The organism is Enterobacter hormaechei subsp. hoffmannii (assembly GCF_001729745.1).
GTDB lineage: Bacteria > Pseudomonadota > Gammaproteobacteria > Enterobacterales > Enterobacteriaceae > Enterobacter > Enterobacter intestinihominis.
In genome coordinates, this window is sequence record NZ_CP017186.1 from 1,040,929 (window position 1) to 1,055,237 (window position 14,309).

Consider the following 14,309-nt stretch of genomic DNA (forward strand, 5'->3'; position numbering starts at 1 on the left):
ATTATGGCTCGGCTCGCTGCATTTGATATGGACGGCACGCTGTTAATGCCGGATCACCGTTTAGGGGAGAAAACCCTGAACACACTTAAGCGCCTGCGCGAGCGTGAAGTCACCCTGACGTTTGCCACTGGTCGTCATGTGCTGGAGATGCGTCATCTGCTGGGAACATTTGCCCTCGATGCGTTCCTGATCACCGGCAACGGGACGCGCATTCACTCCGTCGAGGGCGATGTGCTGCACCGTCAGGATCTGGATCCGGAAGTGGCGGACATCGTCCTGCACAGCACCTGGGATACGCAGGCCAGCGTGCATGTTTTTAACGATGAAGGCTGGTTTACCGGGCGTGAGATCCCGGCCTTGCTGCACGCTCACGTTTACAGTGGCTTTAAATATCAGCTCATCGATTTGCGCCGCATTCCGGCACACAAGGTAACCAAGATCTGCTTCTGCGGCGATCACGACGATCTCTGCCGCCTGCGTATTCAGCTTAACGAGGCGCTGGGCGACCGGGCGCACCTGACCTTCTCGGCGGTGGACTGTCTTGAAGTGCTGCCGGTGGGCTGTAACAAAGGATCTGCGCTGGCGGTGCTGAGCGATCGTCTGGGGCTGACGATGCAGGACTGTATGGCCTTTGGTGACGCCATGAACGACCACGAGATGCTGAGCAGCGTAGGCCGTGGTCTGATTATGGGGAACGCGATGCCGCAACTTATCGCCGCGCTCCCGCATTTACCGGTTATCGGACACTGTCGTAACGAAGCGGTGTCCCATTTTTTGACGCATTGGCTGGACAAAAATAACCTCCCATATTCCCCCGAATAGCGAGATCCTTCCAGCAAGCCAGGCTAAAGCCTGGCTTTTTTTTATTTCACCAGATGCAAAATCTGCGCTTTCCACGGTTCAACATCGCCAATATTGGCCTGTACCCATTCTGCGTTGTAATAGGTGTCCAGGTAGCGCTCCCCGCTGTCGCACAGCAGCGTGACGACAGAGCCGCTAAGGCCTTCTTCACGCATTCTCGCGGCCAGTTGTAGCGCCCCCCACATATTGGTGCCGGTAGAGGCTCCGACCTTACGGCCAAGCTGTGTCTCCAGCCAGTGCGCCGTCGCGACGCTGGCGGCGTCCGGCACGCGGAGCATCTCATCCACAACGTCCGGAATGAACGAGGGTTCGACGCGCGGGCGACCAATTCCTTCGATCTTGCTCCCCACAGGGCTGCGCAGGCTGGCATCGCGAGATTGCCAGTAATCAAGGAACACCGAGTTCTGAGGGTCAACCACCATCAGCTGCGTATCATAACCCTGACAGCGGATATAACGTCCGATGGTGGCGGAGGTTCCGCCCGTGCCCGCGCTCATGACAATGTAAGAGGGGACGGGATGTGGCTCGTGGGTCATCTGGCGGAAAATGCTGTCCGCAATGTTATTATTGCCGCGCCAGTCGGTGGCGCGCTCGGCGAAGGTGAACTGGTCCATATAGTGACCATTTAGTTCGCGGGCCAGCATTTCGGAGGCCGCATAGATTTCGCAGGCGCTTTCCACAAAGTGGCAGCGTCCGCCGTAAAATTCGATCTGTTCAACTTTACGTTTCGCCGTGCAGGAGGGCATCACAGCGATAAACGGCAGGCCCAGCAGGCGGGCAAAGTAGGCCTCTGAGACGGCAGTTGATCCGGACGACGATTCAATAATCGTGGTGCCTTCTTTAATCCAGCCGTTACATAAACCGTATAAAAAGAGTGAACGCGCCAGGCGATGCTTCAGGCTGCCGGTAGGATGGGTACTTTCATCCTTCAGGTAAAGCTGAATGCCGGGAAATCCAGGCAAAGGCAGGCGGATCAAATGGGTATCTGCCGAGCGCTGATAGTCGGCATTTATTTCGCTGATGGCATGTTTAACCCAGGTGCTATTCATCGTAGTTATCCGTTTGTCATTTTGTGCCCAGCATAGCGAAAAGCACAGAAAAAATTGTTGCTATCTGGCCTTTAAAATAGAATGTAAGGAGAATAATTTTCTCTGGGAGGTGGATATGCTAGATAAAATTGACCGCAAGCTGCTTTCTTTGCTGCAAAGCGACTGCACCCTCTCTTTGCAGGCGCTGGCAGATGCCGTTAATCTGACCACCACACCGTGCTGGAAGCGCCTCAAGAAGCTGGAAGACGATGGCATTCTGCTGGGACGTGTGGCGCTGCTGGACCCCGAAAAACTGGGGCTTGGACTGACCGCCTTCGTCCTGATAAAAACGCAGCATCACAGCAGCGAATGGTACAGCCGCTTCGTCACCCAGGTTTCCGACATGCCCGAGGTGCTCGGCTTCTGGCGCATGGCGGGGGAATACGACTATCTGATGCGCGTTCAGGTGGCAGACATGAAGCGCTACGATGATTTTTACAAGCGGCTGGTCAATAGCGTACCGGGCTTGTCCGATGTCACCTCCAGTTTCGCCATGGAACAGATTAAATACACCACAGCGTTACCCATTGAATAACTTCATAAAATATCTTCAGGAAAAGACCGCGTGCGATTATTTGCCCAATTAAGCTGGTACTTTCGTCGGGAGTGGCAACGCTACCTCGGCGCGGTGGCCCTGCTTATTATCATTGCCATTTTGCAACTGATCCCGCCCAAAGTGGTGGGATACGTCGTGGATGGTGTTACGGAACAACATTACACCGCCGCACGGGTGATGATGTGGGTCGGTACGCTGGTGTTGACGGCCGTGGTGGTTTACCTGCTGCGTTATGTCTGGCGCGTGCTGCTGTTCGGCGCGTCCTATCAGCTTGCCGTTGAGCTGCGCGAGGACTTTTACCGCCAGCTGAGCCGCCAGCACCCTGAGTTTTATCTGCGTCACCGTACCGGGGATCTCATCGCCCGCGCCACTAACGATGTGGACCGTGTGGTGTTTGCCGCCGGTGAAGGGGTGTTAACGCTGGTGGATTCCCTGGTGATGGGCTGTGCGGTACTGATTGTGATGTCTACGCAAATTAGCTGGGAGCTCACGCTGCTGGCGCTGCTGCCGATGCCGCTGATGGCGCTGGCGATTAACCGCTACGGCGAGCAGCTCCATGAACGCTTTAAGCTGGCGCAGGCGGCGTTCTCGTCGTTAAACGATCGCACCCAGGAGAGCATGACCAGCATCCGCATGATCAAAGCGTTTGGTCTGGAAGACAGGCAGTCCGCGCTGTTTGCGGCCGACGCCGCCGATACCGGCGCGAAAAACATGCGCGTGGCGCGTATAGACGCCCGCTTTGATCCGACAATTTATATTGCGATTGGCATGGCGAACCTGCTGGCGGTGGGCGGCGGCAGCTGGATGGTGGTGCGAGGCACCATGACCCTCGGGCAGTTAACCAGCTTTGCGATGTACCTCGGGCTGATGATTTGGCCGATGCTGGCGCTGGCCTGGATGTTTAACATCGTTGAACGTGGGAGCGCCGCCTACAGCCGTATCCGCGCCATGCTGGCGGAAGTACCGGTAGTGAACGATGGCAGCGAGCCGGTACCGGAAGGTCCGGGTGTTCTGAAGGCTGATATCCGCGTCTTTATCTACCCGCAAACGGAACATCCGGTGCTTGAAAACGTCAGTTTCACGCTGCGTCCTGGTCAGATGCTGGGCATCTGCGGCCCGACGGGCTCCGGTAAAAGCACCATTCTGTCACTGATTCAGCGCCATTTTGACGTGAGCGAAGGCGATATCCGTTTCCATGACGTCCCCCTGCCACGTCTGCTGCTGGATGACTGGCGCAGCCGCCTGGCGGTCGTCAGCCAGACGCCGTTTTTGTTTTCAGACACCATAGCCAACAATATCGCGCTCGGGTGCCCGACGGCGACACAGGACCAGATCGAGCATGTGGCGCGCTTAGCCAGCGTCCACGAGGATATTCTGCGCCTGCCGCAGGGCTACGACACAGAAGTGGGTGAGCGGGGCGTTATGCTCTCCGGTGGACAAAAACAGCGTATCTCTATTGCCCGCGCGCTGCTGCTGGACGCTGAGATCCTGATTCTGGATGATGCGCTGTCCGCGGTTGACGGGCGTACCGAGCATCAAATTCTGCATAACCTTCGCCAATGGGGGGAGGGGCGCACGGTCATCATCAGCGCGCACCGTCTGTCGGCCCTTACCGAAGCCAGTGAAATTCTGGTGCTTCAGCACGGGCATATTGCCCAACGTGGTCAGCATGAACAGCTCGCCGGGCAGGCCGGCTGGTATCGGGATATGTACCGCTATCAACAGCTTGAAGCTGCGCTGGATGAGGAGGTCACCGATGCGTAAGTTTGGACAGATGTGGCCGACGTTAAAACGGCTGCTCGCCTATGGCTCACCGTGGTGCAAACCGCTTTCCATCGCCGTGCTGTTACTGTGGATCGCCGCGATTGCGGAGGTGACCGGTCCGCTGCTTATCAGCTATTTTATCGATAACATGGTGGCGAAAAGCTATCTGCCGCTGGGGCTGGTGGCGGGGCTGGGTGTGGCGTATGTCGGGCTACAGCTGACGGCGGCGGGGCTGCACTATGCGCAGTCGCTGCTGTTTAACCGGGCCGCCGTGGGCGTGGTCCAGCAGCTACGCACGGATGTGATGGATGCCGCGCTGCGCCAGCCGCTGAGCGAGTTTGATACCCAGCCGGTCGGGCAGGTTATTTCGCGCGTCACCAATGACACCGAGGTGATCCGCGACCTTTATGTGACCGTTGTCGCAACGGTTCTGCGCAGTGCCGCATTGATTGGCGCGATGCTGGTGGCGATGTTCAGTCTGGACTGGCGGATGGCGCTGGTGGCGATCGCTATTTTCCCGGCGGTGCTGATTGTGATGGTAATTTACCAGCGCTACAGCACGCCGATTGTTCGTCGCGTGCGCGCTTACCTTGCAGACATCAATGATGGCTTCAACGAAGTGATCAACGGCATGAGCGTTATCCAGCAGTTTCGCCAGCAGGCGCGTTTTGGCGAGCGGATGGGAGAAGCCAGCCGTTCGCACTATATGGCGCGGATGCAGACGTTACGTCTGGACGGCTTCCTGTTACGCCCGCTGCTGAGCCTCTTCTCTGCGCTGGTGCTGTGCGGGCTGTTGATGCTGTTTGGCCTGACGACGCGCGGAACCATTGAGGTGGGAGTGCTGTACGCGTTTATCAGTTACCTTGGCCGTCTTAACGAACCGCTGATTGAACTCACTACGCAGCAATCGATGCTGCAACAGGCGGTAGTCGCGGGTGAGCGTGTGTTTGAGCTGATGGACAGGCCGCGTCAGACCTATGGCGATGATGAACGTCCGCTGGAAAGTGGATCCATAGCGTTTGATCATGTCTCGTTTGCCTACCGTGACGATCAGCTTGTCTTGCAGGATATCAACCTCGAGGTACCGTCGCGCGGTTTTGTCGCCCTGGTTGGGCATACCGGCAGCGGCAAAAGCACGCTCGCCAGTTTGCTGATGGGCTACTATCCGTTGACGCAGGGGGAGATCCGTCTGGATGGACGGCCTCTTTCCGCGCTTAGCCACAACGCGTTGCGTAAAGGCGTCGCGATGGTGCAGCAGGATCCGGTAGTGCTGGCGGATACCTTTTATGCCAACGTGACGCTGGGACGATCTTTCACGCCTGAGCAGGTATGGGAGGTGCTGGAAACGGTGCAGCTGGCAGATCTGGCGCGCGGGTTAAGCGAGGGGATCAATACCCGGCTGGGCGAGCAAGGCAATAACCTCTCTGTCGGGCAAAAGCAGCTCCTGGCGCTGGCGCGCGTGCTGATTGAGACGCCGCAGGTATTGATTCTGGATGAAGCGACCGCAAGCATCGACTCCGGTACCGAACAGGCGATCCAGCTGGCGCTGGCTGCCGTGCGGGATCGCACTACGCTGGTGGTGATCGCTCACCGCCTCTCAACGATCGTCGATGCCGATACCATTCTGGTGCTGCACCGTGGCCAGGCCGTTGAACGGGGTACGCACAAAGCGCTGCTCGAGGCGAAAGGACGCTACTGGCAGATGTATCAGTTGCAGCTGGCAGGCGACGAGCTGGCCGCCAGCGTGCGCGAGGAGGAGTCGCTCAGCGCCTGATGCACCATAACAAGGCAATGCGCTAACAGTCTTAACCGTTGGTGCAAAACTGAAACGCACCCTGCACTGCCATGGTGCGTTTTTTTTCCCCCCTTCGCGGCGCATGCGCGCCGCGGCGCTTTCCTCCTCACATTTCACTTCTGGCACACCCTTTGCAATATCCCTCTCGTGTTAGCTGCGGCCATTACCGAATTCTGACTGGAGGGGATATATGAAGCTGGTTACGGTGGTAATCAAACCATTCAAACTCGAAGACGTGCGTGAAGCGCTGTCTTCCATGGGTATTCAGGGACTGACTGTCACCGAAGTGAAAGGCTTTGGGCGTCAGAAAGGTCATGCCGAGCTTTATCGCGGGGCGGAATACAGCGTTAACTTCCTGCCAAAAGTGAAGATTGATGTGGCGATTGCCGACGATCAGCTTGATGAGGTGATTGATGTCGTCAGCAAAGCGGCCTACACCGGAAAAATTGGCGACGGCAAAATTTTCGTTGCCGAACTACAGCGCGTCATTCGCATCCGTACCGGCGAATCTGACGAAGCGGCGTTGTAAGTAACTCCTGGCACACAGTGATAGGGATCGAGAAAATGATGAAAGCAACAATGAAAACAGGTCTGGGTTCGCTGGCACTGCTGCCGGGCCTGGCAATGGCTGCACCTGCTGTGGCAGACAAAGCCGATAATGCCTTTATGATGATTTGCACCGCGCTGGTGCTGTTCATGACGATTCCGGGGATCGCGCTGTTTTACGGCGGCCTGATCCGCGGCAAGAACGTACTCTCCATGCTGACGCAGGTTGCCGTCACGTTCGCGCTGGTGTGCGTGCTGTGGGTGGTTTACGGTTACTCGCTGGCCTTCGGGGAGGGCAACGCCTTCTTCGGCAACGTTAACTGGGCGATGCTGAAAAATATCGAACTGACCGCGGTAATGGGCAGCTTCTATCAGTATATTCATGTCGCGTTCCAGGGCTCATTCGCCTGCATCACCGTGGGGCTGATTGTGGGCGCGCTGGCTGAGCGTATCCGCTTCTCTGCGGTACTGATTTTCGTGGTGGTCTGGCTGACGCTCTCCTATGTCCCGATTGCGCATATGGTCTGGGGCGGTGGTCTGTTGGCTTCCCATGGCGCTCTGGACTTTGCGGGCGGCACCGTTGTTCACATCAACGCCGCCGTAGCCGGCCTGGTAGGCGCATACCTGATTGGCAAGCGCGTGGGCTTTGGGAAAGAAGCATTTAAGCCGCACAACCTGCCGATGGTCTTTACCGGCACCGCCATCCTCTACTTTGGCTGGTTCGGCTTCAACGCAGGTTCAGCCAGCGCCGCTAACGAAATCGCCGCGCTGGCCTTCGTGAATACCGTGGTGGCAACTGCCGGGGCCATCCTCTCATGGGTATTTGGCGAGTGGGCCGTTCGCGGCAAGCCATCCCTGCTGGGTGCCTGTTCTGGGGCGATTGCCGGTCTGGTAGGTATTACGCCAGCATGCGGTTACGTGGGCGTGGGCGGCGCATTGCTGATCGGTATCGTCGCGGGTCTGGCGGGGCTGTGGGGCGTTACCGCACTGAAACGTATTCTGCGCGTTGACGATCCGTGTGATGTATTCGGGGTACACGGTGTGTGCGGCATTATCGGCTGTATCATGACCGGTATCTTTGCTGCACAATCTTTGGGCGGCGTGGGTTATGCTGAAGGCGTGACCATGATGCATCAGGTGCTGGTCCAGCTTGAAAGTATCGCGATTACGGTTGTCTGGTCGGGCGTTGTAGCCTTTATCGGCTACAAGCTGGCCGATATGACCGTGGGGCTGCGCGTACCGGAAGAGCAGGAGCGCGAAGGTCTGGACGTCAACAGCCACGGCGAGAATGCGTACAACGCATAATTTGAGTGCCTTGCCGGGTGGTGGCTTCGCCTTACCCGGCCTGAAAAAGTGAAATTTGCAGGCCCGGTAAGCGTAGCGACCGGGCTTTTTACCTCACCCGCGATTACGCATCACACCTTCCTGCACGGTAGAAGCCACCAGCACACCATCCTGGGTGTAAAACTCCCCGCGAACAAAACCGCGTGCGCTGGACGCAGAGGTACTTTCTACGCTGTAAAGCAGCCACTCGTTCATGTCGAAAGGACGATGGAACCACATGGAATGGTCAATCGTGGCGACCTGCATCCCTTTTTCCAGGAATCCCACGCCGTGCGGCTGTAGCGCAACCGGCAGGAAGTTGAAATCCGACGCATAACCCAGCAGATACTGATGCACGCGCAAGTCTGCCGGTACGCTGCCGTTGGCGCGGATCCACACCTGGCGGGTGGGCTCAGCAGTATGCCCCTTCATTGGGTTATGAAATTCGACCGGGCGGATCTCCAGCGGTTTATCGCACAGAAACTTCTCTTTTACCTGCGGCGGCAGCAGATGTGCGAGTGCGCGGGCAATTTCGGTTTCCGATTTCAGATCGTCCGGCGATGGGGCAGACGGCATCTGTTTTTGATGCTCATAGCCCGGCTCTGGCGCCTGGAAGGAGGCGGTCATGTAGAAGATGGGTTTCCCATGCTGGATGGCCGCCACACGGCGAGCGCTGAAGCTTTGGCCGTCACGCAGAACTTCCACGTCGTACACAATCGGTTTAGCGCTGTCACCGGGGCGTAAAAAGTAGCTGTGGAATGAGTGCACCAGACGGTCTGCCGGAACGGTCTCCTTAGCGGCATATAGCGCTTGCCCCACGACCTGGCCCCCAAAAACCTGGCGTAAGCCTAAATCTTCGCTCTGTCCGCGAAAAAGCCCTTCTTCTATTTTTTCCAGGTTCAGCAATGTCAGCAGATTGTTCAGTGCCTGACTCATAGTGGTCCTCAATAAACGCCGTGGCGAAAGATATGCTGAGTATAACGCAGAAACGATAGTGGTCCGATGGGTAGAATTATCTTAATACCTGGGCAAAATTAGGCATAAATCCGTGATTTGTGCCACACTTGTTTACGTTATGTGAATAAAACGACATCGGATGGGATCGATCCCGCCGGTGCATTGATGATAAGGAGACTTCAATGAAACTCGTGCCTATGTTAAGCGGTGTTGCAATGGCGGTGGCGTTGTCCGCCTGTGCGGATAAGAGTGCCGATGTAGCGGTACCAACGGCGACCCCAAACGGGATTAACACCCTTTCACAGCAAGCTATTCGACAGCCTAACGTGTCCGGTACCATCTGGATCAAACAGAAAGTCGCTCTGCCGCCGGACGCGGTTTTAACGGTCACGTTATCCGATGCGTCTCTGGCGGATGCACCGTCTAAAGTCCTTGCACAGCGTGCAGTTCGTACAGAGGGTAAACAGGCGCCGTTCAGCTTCGTGCTGCCGTACAACCCGTCTGACGTTCAGCCTAACGCGCGTATCCTCCTGAGCGCGGCGGTAACGATCAACGATAAGCTGGTCTTTATCACCGATACCGTGCAGGAAGCGGTCAACAAAGGGGGCACCAAAATCGACCTGACCCTGGTCCCGGTGCAGCAGACTGAAGTACCTGTGGCAACGCAGACCAATCAGCCGACCTTGCCTACACCGCCAACACAGTTGTAACTTTCTTTCGCCCTCTTCATTTTGACGGGAGAGGGCGTCAGTATTCCCAGCGATACTTCTGCATATCTATCTGTCCCGTCCCGGACACCTGTACCCCTTCTGAGAGTAATGCCTGACGCTGGCGCTGCAAGTCTGGCCCGGTGAGGGAAATGGCACCATGGCGATTAACTACCCGGTGCCATGGTAACGTACTTCCCTCCGGAAGCCTTCTCAGCACGCCGCCAACCTGACGCGCTGCGCGCGGAGAGCCCGCCAGTCGGGCGACATCCCCATAGGTCGTGACATAGCCTTCCGGAATCGAGGCCACGATTTGCCACACTCGCTGTGGGAAAGTGTCATGTTCGTCCATTGTTTCTCCAGCGGGAATTCAGCGAAGGGTAATGTTATACGAAGATAAAGAAGATTGTCGGGTCAGTTTGCGCAATAATCCAGCATCCAGTTGCCAGCGGCTTGCAATTGAGGTGCTCCACAGGGATAATGCGCCAGCGCGTTGGTTATCAACGCTCTCAATGGGGGCTCTGTTGGTTCTCCCGCAACGCTACTCTGTTCACCAGGTCAGGTCCGGAAGGAAGCAGCCAGGGCAGACGACGTGGGTGCCGGGATGTAGCTGGCAGGGCCCCCACCCATTTGTGTTCTTCTCTGAAGTTTCCCCCCTATATAAACCTTCTCAATTATGTGCCTATTTTGTTCGTGCAATATATCCTTCATTGAACTGAAATAATAATGTCATAAACCTGTAATAATAGACTGTCATTTTATTATCGGGCGTCTTTTTGTTGTCATAAGCAAAAAAATATATATCTGGATAACAAACTTATCTTCGTGTATTAAATTAAACACGTGTTCCGAAAGGATGTGACAATCATGGTAACTGCGGTTTTAAACGTTAAAATTGATGAAGCGCTAAAAGAAAGACTCCGCCACTATGCGGAAGACAATAATGAGAATTTAAGCGTGACCACAGAGAAACTGCTGCTGCTGGCATTTGAAGCAGTAGAAGAGGCGGGAGTATCGGAAGAGGATGTTGATAATCAGCATACGGAAGAAGAGAGCGTAAATCCATTTACTCCTAAAGAAATCAAAGCACTACGTAAACTTCTGAAGAAGAGAAAATGAAACAACAATTATCGACTGCCAGCGATTACAAAGAGGCCTGCAATCTGTTACGTTCGGGCTATGTGAAACATGTTCGTCTTGGCTGGAATGTAGGAAGTGATGAGTTCTTTCGAATTGCGTCTGACTGGTGTGATACCGGTGCAAAAATAAAGAAAGAAGGTGAAAATTTCATTATTTCGCTGAAAGGCTTCCCGATTCCTCCTCAACATTAAGTTGTTCTTCATGAAAACAGCTGACTGCATGCGTTACAGTCAGCTGTTTTTATTGTTTCTGGCGAATAATTTACACCAGGCTCCGTTTTACTGGCGGTGTACTTTTATTTAAGGCAAGCCACAGCGGTTTGATACGCAGTAATGCCTCTTCAAGTTCTGGCGAATTGAGTGAGAAGGGCATACGCAGGTAGCGGTCAAACGCGCCTGAAAGCCCAAAGCGCGTGCCGGTGCCCATAATGATGCCTGTCGTTTCCGCACGTGCAGCCAGTTGAGTCGCCAGCATGTCGGGTAGTTCAATCCAGTATGAAAGTCCTCCCTCCGCTTCCTGAAACCGCCATTCGGGGAAATGCTCCCGTAACATCTGGCCGCAGCGGTCACGCCGTTCTGCCAGCATTTCCCGCCGGGCAGGCAGGAAGGTTTCACTGTTTTCGATAAGCCACAGCGTGGCCAGCTGTTCCAGCACCGGAGAGCCCAGATCCAGCGTGTCGCGCGTCTGTGCGAGCGTGGCGATAGTGCGGGACGAGGCGCGGATCCAGCCGAGACGAAGCCCACCCCAGAAGCTTTTGCCTGCGGAACCCAGCGTAATCACTGCGGCCTCCGGGTTAAAGGCGGCCAGCGGCGGCGGCGGGGGAGCATCGAACCAGAGATCGACCATGGTTTCATCCACCACCAGCGTGGTGCGGGTTTGCGCGGCGATGTCGGTTATGGTCTGACGCGTCGCGGCATCCATGCAGCGCCCGGTCGGATTATGAAAATCCGGCATTAGATAGGCCAGACGCGGGGCTGTCTGGGCAAGCGTTGCGGCAAAACCATCGGTATCCCAGCCCGTTTCTGGCAGCGAGACGCCCACGGGCCGACATTGCGCCCCCTGAATCGCGGCTATCGCCAGCGGGTAGGTGGGATGATCCACCACCACGCGATCCCCGGGCCCGGTCATCATTCTTAAGATCAGGGCGAAGCCGCTGACGGCACCGTTCACCACCATCACTTCGTCTGCCCGGGTGGGCAGACCGCGTGCGGTATAGCGGGCGGCGATAGCTTCACGCAGCGCTGGAAGCCCAAGCTGATCGTACCCGGTCAGCGCCAGATTCGGCGTAATGGTCGTCAGCGCGTGGGTGTAGGCCTGATGGATCTCTGGCCCCGCGTTGAGCGCGGCGGTTGAGAGATCCAGCGCCGCGCTGGCAGTGGAAAGCGTGGGCACGGCCCGGCTGTCTGGCAGGATCGCCCGGGAACCGCTGCCGTGACGGCTCTCCAGAAAACCCTCTTCACGCAGATGCGCCAGCGCGCTGCTGATGGTGGTGCGGCTGACGTCCAGTGCGGCGGCCAGTTCCCGCTCTCCGGGCAGGCGCGTGTTTAGCGCCAGCCTGCCATCCAGAATTAACAGGCGTAACGCGTCAGCCAGCTGGCGCCACCGCGGGGTGCGGGAAGAGGTTTGTTGCCAGTGCCCTAACAGGCGAACCAGAGACTGGCTTCCAAAACGACGTGATGACATGTGCAGTCCACTATTTGAAAACTGGACATTAATCATAGTGCCATTTTCAGCGAAGATGGAAGCTGGTTCTTCGGAGAAGAGAAAATGGTGCGTCGTCTGGTACAACTTTATGTCGGTTTAGCCCTTTACGGACTTTCAACCGCGATGTTTATTCGTTCGGATCTGGGTGTTGATCCCTGGAATGTTTTTCACCTTGGCGTCGCCATCCAGGCCGGAATGAGCATCGGCACGGTGATGATTTTAACCGGGGCTGCGGTGCTGCTGCTATGGATCCCGCTGCGTCAGCTTCCGGGGCTGGGTACGGTCAGTAACGTGATTTGTATTGGCCTGGCGGCAGATGCGTCAATGGCATTGATCCCGGAACTCACCTCGCTGCCCGTGCGCATCACCCTGCTGGTTTCCGGCATTGTGGTTAACGCCCTTGCCACCGGAATGTATATCGGCGCGGGTTTTGGCGCAGGCCCGCGCGACGGTCTGATGACCGGCATACACGCCCGGCTGGGCTGGTCGATCCGCAGCGTGCGTACCGCAATCGAGGTGACCGTGTTGATCGTCGGCTATCTCCTCGGGGGAGCGTTTGGCGTCGGAACCGTGCTGTATGCGTTAACCATCGGCCCGCTGATCCAGCTTTGTTTGCCGTGGTTTCGCCAGAGACCGCGCATGCAGAAAGCCGCGCAGCCGGAGCGGATTGCTTAATTTTGCGAAGCGCTCACAGGCTATAATGGCGTAACTGTGTCAGAATAGTGACTACCTTTTACGACGCCAGAATCTATGAAAGCGATCACTCTTTATGACGTTGCCCGCGTAGCGGGCGTTTCTTATCAGACCGTTTCCCGGGTGATTAACGACGCGGAACACGTTTCTGCCCGTACGCGGGAAAAGGTCCGACAGGCCATGGCGGCGCTACACTATGTACCTAACCGTGGCGCGCAGCAGCTGGCCGGAAAACGCACCCGCACGCTGGGGCTGATGACCAGCGATCTGGCGCTGCATGCGCCGTCGCAAATCGCCTCAGCTGTAAAATCCCGGGCAGTGGAGCAGGGGGCTGGCGTGCTCATCTCTATGGTGGAGCAGCCCGCGCAGTGTCAGGCTGCTTTGCAGGAGTTACTGGCGCAGCGCGTGGAGGCGCTGCTAGTGAACGTTCCGCTGGAAGATGCTCAGGCAGGAATGCTTCAGGAAATGGCCTCGCCGACCCCGGTTCTTTTTCTTGATGTTTCCCCCACAGCTCGGGTTAACAGCCTCGTTTTCAATGCTGAACAGGGCGCTGGCCTGGGGGCGGAGCATCTGCTTTCGCTGGGGCACCGGCGAATTGCGCTGCTCGCCGGGCCGGAAAGTTCTGTCTCTGCCCGGGCTCGTCTGGCGGGATGGAAAACTACGCTGGCACAGGCTGGCGTTGAGGCGTTTGCGGTGGCGCAGGGCGACTGGAGCGCGGCTTCAGGCTACGAGAAAGGGCATCAGCTCCTGGCGGGCGCGCAGCTGCCGGAGGCGATCCTTGTGGCGAACGATCAGATGGCGCTTGGCGTTTTACGCGCCTGTGCGGAAAAAGGCGTTGCGGTACCGGGGCAGATCTCGGTTGTCGGGTTTGATGATACGGCTGACAGCGCGTGGTTTTCCCCTCCGCTGACCACCGTTCGGCAGGCGTTCCGCGAGGCCGGTGAACGCAGCGTGGAGTGGCTCCTGGCAACTGCCCGTCACGCCGAACCCTGGCAACAACAACTTCCCGTTACGTTGATCGTTCGTCATTCCACCGCGCCGCGCGCCGTACAACAGGCCGATCGTGAAGAGCTGGCGCAACAGCTAAGAACGCTGGCGCTGCTGGCGGAGAAACTGGCGCGCAGCTAGCGCTTTTGTGATCGTGCTCGCCTGGTGACGATCAAAGTCTTTACCGC

15 protein-coding genes and 1 other RNA gene are annotated in these 14,309 nt (G+C 56.9%); 12 read left to right on the forward strand and 4 right to left on the reverse strand.

Translation table 11 applies throughout. The features are described from left to right. Positions 1-3 precede the first annotated feature (3 nt). Positions 4-822, forward strand: a complete 819-nt coding sequence (gene cof, locus BFV65_RS04835) for an HMP-PP phosphatase (protein WP_023299454.1) — start codon at positions 4-6, stop codon at positions 820-822. A gap of 41 nt (positions 823-863) precedes the next feature. Here the strand turns inward: cof and BFV65_RS04840 are convergent, their stop codons facing one another. Next, on the reverse strand, positions 864-1,910 hold the full coding sequence (locus tag BFV65_RS04840; protein ID WP_023299455.1) for a PLP-dependent cysteine synthase family protein: 1,047 nt from the start codon (positions 1,908-1,910) through the stop codon (positions 864-866). A 115-nt stretch (positions 1,911-2,025) separates the two neighbouring features. Between BFV65_RS04840 and BFV65_RS04845 the strand changes: the two genes are divergently transcribed. From BFV65_RS04845 to amtB, 5 genes are all read left to right on the forward strand, one after another. Further along, positions 2,026-2,484 carry an Lrp/AsnC family transcriptional regulator gene (locus tag BFV65_RS04845; protein WP_022647254.1) on the forward strand — a complete coding sequence of 153 codons (459 nt, stop codon included), beginning with the start codon at positions 2,026-2,028 and terminating at the stop codon, positions 2,482-2,484. 30 nt (positions 2,485-2,514) lie between these two features. Beyond that, a complete protein-coding gene (locus BFV65_RS04850) occupies positions 2,515-4,269 on the forward strand; it encodes a SmdA family multidrug ABC transporter permease/ATP-binding protein (RefSeq protein ID WP_045307882.1) in 1,755 nt (584 codons plus the stop codon). Continuing rightward, positions 4,262-6,043 carry a SmdB family multidrug efflux ABC transporter permease/ATP-binding protein gene (locus BFV65_RS04855; protein WP_069596300.1) on the forward strand — a complete coding sequence of 594 codons (1,782 nt, stop codon included), beginning with the start codon at positions 4,262-4,264 and terminating at the stop codon, positions 6,041-6,043. The genes BFV65_RS04850 and BFV65_RS04855 overlap by 8 nt, the downstream gene beginning before the upstream one ends. Positions 6,044-6,254: 211 nt before the next feature. Further along, positions 6,255-6,593: a P-II family nitrogen regulator gene (gene glnK, locus BFV65_RS04860; RefSeq protein ID WP_006809867.1), complete on the forward strand. Its 339-nt coding sequence runs from the start codon at positions 6,255-6,257 to the stop codon at positions 6,591-6,593. A gap of 35 nt (positions 6,594-6,628) precedes the next feature. Continuing rightward, complete coding sequence (gene amtB, locus BFV65_RS04865; protein ID WP_022647257.1) at positions 6,629-7,915, forward strand: ammonium transporter AmtB; 1,287 nt, start codon at positions 6,629-6,631, stop codon at positions 7,913-7,915. A 93-nt stretch (positions 7,916-8,008) separates the two neighbouring features. On the opposite strand, the gene tesB is transcribed toward amtB, so the two are convergent. After that, positions 8,009-8,869 carry an acyl-CoA thioesterase II gene (gene tesB / locus BFV65_RS04870; RefSeq protein ID WP_022647258.1) on the reverse strand — a complete coding sequence of 287 codons (861 nt, stop codon included), beginning with the start codon at positions 8,867-8,869 and terminating at the stop codon, positions 8,009-8,011. A 203-nt stretch (positions 8,870-9,072) separates the two neighbouring features. Between tesB and BFV65_RS04875 the strand changes: the two genes are divergently transcribed. Continuing rightward, a complete protein-coding gene (locus tag BFV65_RS04875; protein ID WP_022647259.1) occupies positions 9,073-9,600 on the forward strand; it encodes a YbaY family lipoprotein in 528 nt (175 codons plus the stop codon). 37 nt (positions 9,601-9,637) lie between these two features. Here BFV65_RS04875 and BFV65_RS04880 read toward each other — a convergent pair whose 3' ends face one another. Next, positions 9,638-9,949 (reverse strand): MGMT family protein, encoded by a 312-nt coding sequence (locus BFV65_RS04880; RefSeq protein ID WP_058676952.1) that lies wholly within the window; start codon positions 9,947-9,949, stop codon positions 9,638-9,640. Between the two features lie 170 nt (positions 9,950-10,119). Between BFV65_RS04880 and ffs the strand changes: the two genes are divergently transcribed. From ffs to BFV65_RS04895, 3 genes are all read left to right on the forward strand, one after another. Then, positions 10,120-10,216: signal recognition particle sRNA small type (ffs, locus tag BFV65_RS04885), an RNA gene on the forward strand. 248 nt (positions 10,217-10,464) lie between these two features. After that, positions 10,465-10,716, forward strand: a complete 252-nt coding sequence (locus tag BFV65_RS04890) for a hypothetical protein (RefSeq protein WP_022647261.1) — start codon at positions 10,465-10,467, stop codon at positions 10,714-10,716. Beyond that, entirely contained in the window at positions 10,713-10,928 is a 216-nt protein-coding gene (locus BFV65_RS04895; RefSeq protein WP_069596301.1) for a hypothetical protein, read from the forward strand. Before BFV65_RS04890 ends, BFV65_RS04895 begins: the two co-directional genes overlap by 4 nt. A gap of 70 nt (positions 10,929-10,998) precedes the next feature. On the opposite strand, the gene yczR is transcribed toward BFV65_RS04895, so the two are convergent. Then, a complete protein-coding gene (gene yczR, locus BFV65_RS04900) occupies positions 10,999-12,420 on the reverse strand; it encodes a MocR-like transcription factor YczR (RefSeq protein ID WP_069596302.1) in 1,422 nt (473 codons plus the stop codon). 84 nt (positions 12,421-12,504) lie between these two features. On the opposite strand from yczR, the gene yczE reads away from it, so the two are divergent. Then, a complete protein-coding gene (gene yczE, locus BFV65_RS04905; RefSeq protein ID WP_022647263.1) occupies positions 12,505-13,116 on the forward strand; it encodes a membrane protein YczE in 612 nt (203 codons plus the stop codon). A 75-nt stretch (positions 13,117-13,191) separates the two neighbouring features. Then, complete coding sequence (locus BFV65_RS04910) at positions 13,192-14,262, forward strand: LacI family DNA-binding transcriptional regulator (protein WP_069596303.1); 1,071 nt, start codon at positions 13,192-13,194, stop codon at positions 14,260-14,262. Positions 14,263-14,309 lie beyond the last annotated feature (47 nt).

What these genes read in the sequence shown, in the direction of transcription:
- cof (WP_023299454.1), top strand. Translation starts at nt 4, where the DNA reads ATGGCTCGGCTCGCTGCATTTGATATGGACGGCACGCTGTTAATGCCG.
- BFV65_RS04895 (WP_069596301.1), top strand. Translation starts at nt 10,713, where the DNA reads ATGAAACAACAATTATCGACTGCCAGCGATTACAAAGAGGCCTGCAAT.
- BFV65_RS04875 (WP_022647259.1), top strand. Translation starts at nt 9,073, where the DNA reads ATGAAACTCGTGCCTATGTTAAGCGGTGTTGCAATGGCGGTGGCGTTG.
- BFV65_RS04890 (WP_022647261.1), top strand. Translation starts at nt 10,465, where the DNA reads ATGGTAACTGCGGTTTTAAACGTTAAAATTGATGAAGCGCTAAAAGAA.
- BFV65_RS04855 (WP_069596300.1), top strand. Translation starts at nt 4,262, where the DNA reads ATGCGTAAGTTTGGACAGATGTGGCCGACGTTAAAACGGCTGCTCGCC.
- BFV65_RS04845 (WP_022647254.1), top strand. Translation starts at nt 2,026, where the DNA reads ATGCTAGATAAAATTGACCGCAAGCTGCTTTCTTTGCTGCAAAGCGAC.
- BFV65_RS04840 (WP_023299455.1), bottom strand. Translation starts at nt 1,910, where the DNA reads ATGAATAGCACCTGGGTTAAACATGCCATCAGCGAAATAAATGCCGAC.
- tesB (WP_022647258.1), bottom strand. Translation starts at nt 8,869, where the DNA reads ATGAGTCAGGCACTGAACAATCTGCTGACATTGCTGAACCTGGAAAAA.
- BFV65_RS04910 (WP_069596303.1), top strand. Translation starts at nt 13,192, where the DNA reads ATGAAAGCGATCACTCTTTATGACGTTGCCCGCGTAGCGGGCGTTTCT.
- glnK (WP_006809867.1), top strand. Translation starts at nt 6,255, where the DNA reads ATGAAGCTGGTTACGGTGGTAATCAAACCATTCAAACTCGAAGACGTG.
- yczR (WP_069596302.1), bottom strand. Translation starts at nt 12,420, where the DNA reads ATGTCATCACGTCGTTTTGGAAGCCAGTCTCTGGTTCGCCTGTTAGGG.
- yczE (WP_022647263.1), top strand. Translation starts at nt 12,505, where the DNA reads ATGGTGCGTCGTCTGGTACAACTTTATGTCGGTTTAGCCCTTTACGGA.
- amtB (WP_022647257.1), top strand. Translation starts at nt 6,629, where the DNA reads ATGATGAAAGCAACAATGAAAACAGGTCTGGGTTCGCTGGCACTGCTG.
- BFV65_RS04880 (WP_058676952.1), bottom strand. Translation starts at nt 9,949, where the DNA reads ATGGACGAACATGACACTTTCCCACAGCGAGTGTGGCAAATCGTGGCC.